The sequence below is a fragment of the bacterium genome, assembly GCA_037131655.1.
Lineage (GTDB): Bacteria > Armatimonadota > Fimbriimonadia > Fimbriimonadales > JBAXQP01 > JBAXQP01.
The window spans coordinates 1-1,986 of record JBAXQP010000410.1 but is presented as its reverse complement, the minus strand read 5'-3'; the positions used below and the strand labels follow the sequence as shown (position 1 = coordinate 1,986).

Genomic DNA, 1,986 nt, shown 5'->3' with positions numbered 1-1,986 from the left:
AGTCTGAGGCACAGGTGTTTGCGCAAATGTCAGCGTTGCTAATGTTAACGCTATTAGAACCAGGATAAACCTGGAAGAGAGACGTAATTTGTTTGTCTTCATAATAACTCCGTTTCATTAATGGTAGAAGGCTGATTCAGGGATGATTTGCGAATCGATCCCAGGTCCCTGGTAGTAAACTTTTAGTTGTTTACCACCACCGCGATCAAAGTAGCCGACTTTTATGGGATGAAAACCGGCTTTTAGGGCGATGTAACCTTTTTGGCCAACGGTGCCATGAAGACCGTCATTGTCCACCACCAGCTTGTCGCCTATGTAAAGCTTGCTGCCGTCGTCCGATGCCAGATAGAACTCATAGACACCATCTGTCGGCACTTTGATATAGCCAGTGAACTCAAGGGCAAAGGCATTTAATTTAGAGAAAGGCTCAACTAATTCTATTGACTTAATTTGAGATTTGAAAACAGTAGGAAGAGAACTGAAATCGGGCACATTGACCCATTCGCCTTTGGCAAACTTCATCACAAGCTTGTTCTGTGGATTTGTGATATTCTCTGTAGGTCTAAATTCAACAGACTCAAGAATGAGGCTGATTTCTTTCGTCTCGCTCTTCCGGCTGACCGTTAGTTTTAGAGTTTCGCCTGAATGTTTGTCAATTAATGCCCAATAGTAATCGAGGCCGACTTTCACATCTTTGCCATCGACCGACTTGACCACATCGCCCACCTTAAGCCCTGCGGCTTGCGCAGGTGAGCCTTGGGTTACTTCAAGTACTTTTGGTGTTCCCAGAGGCGCAACTTTTATTCCCAGTTTATAGCCTTCAGGTCCTTGCCGATCGATAAGATCGGGGAGCACTTTGATAATGGCATCAATTGGGATGGCATAGTTTAAGAGCGTGCCGATTTGTGAGCCGCTGACGATGCCGATAACCTCGCCATTGGCGTTAAATGCAGGCCCGCCGGAGTTACCGGGGTTGATTGCGGCATCGGTTTTAAGATAATCTGTGCGATAGCTTCCTCCACGACCCCATTCAGTTCCCCAACCATCAGTTAAGGAAGTGATAGTGCCGAGGGTCACAGTGAACTGCCGTTGACCGGGATAGCCGCATGCTAATAACGCATCACCTATCGCTACCTTGCTGCTGCTTCCAACCTTTGCTGCAGTCAGAGGTTTAGGCGCTGCAATCTTAACTAACGATACATCGATTGCGTCATTAAATCCCATTATTCGGAATGGGTATTTGTCGCCATTTAGAAAGAACGCGCCATGCTTGCCATCGTGTTGAACGACATGGCTATTTGAGAGGGCATATCCGCCTTCGTCAATAATTACGCAGCTACCGGAAACAGCGTTTACAACTGGGCTGCCGGTGTCTTTCCAAGTTACTAAATTCGGCACAACCTCCTTGCAAAGGTTGTATATGTTGGCAAGGCTCATTTTGGGCGAAGCGCCAAATGAAAGCGAAAAACTTGCCAGTAGGATTATGACCAAGATTGGTCTGGTGTATCTTTTTAAGTTCATATGTTTCTCCAAAATTATTTACCCGTCCCTGGGTAGAAAAGCGCCGTTGTTGGAACAACTTGCTTCAGAAAATTGGGACCTTCCCACGAAAGCTTTAGACTCGAATCGCCGCCCTGTTTGAAGTATCCCACCTTAATTGGGTGAAGACCGGCCTTGAGTGAAATGAATCCAGTAAGTTCGACTGGACCATGAGTACCGTTATTATCAACCACTAGCTGATTATCGATATAAAGCTGACTGCCGTGGTAGGAGCCAAGCATGAAAGTATAAGCTCCATCTTCCGGAACTTTAATAAAGCCTGTAAATCGAAGAGCAAAATCGTTTTTACCTTTGTAGGAGTCGGCGTGAACCGTCTCAAACTTTTCAACTTTAAGCGATTTCAGGTTCGAAAAGTCAGGCATCTGCTCCCATTTGCCTTCGTAATAGTCACAATTGAGGCCGCTGACTAAACCTTCGGCCTTAGTC

At 46.0% G+C, this 1,986-nt stretch carries 2 protein-coding genes; both read right to left on the bottom strand.

From position 1 onward, the window contains the following. Positions 1 to 117: 117 nt before the first annotated feature. Positions 118 to 1,521, bottom strand: coding sequence for a trypsin-like peptidase domain-containing protein (locus WCO51_13070; GenBank protein ID MEI6514185.1), 1,404 nt, complete (start codon positions 1,519 to 1,521; stop codon positions 118 to 120). 14 nt (positions 1,522 to 1,535) lie between these two features. Beyond that, the coding region (locus WCO51_13065) for a PA14 domain-containing protein (GenBank protein ID MEI6514184.1) at positions 1,536 to 1,986 on the bottom strand (451 nt) is incomplete at its 5' end.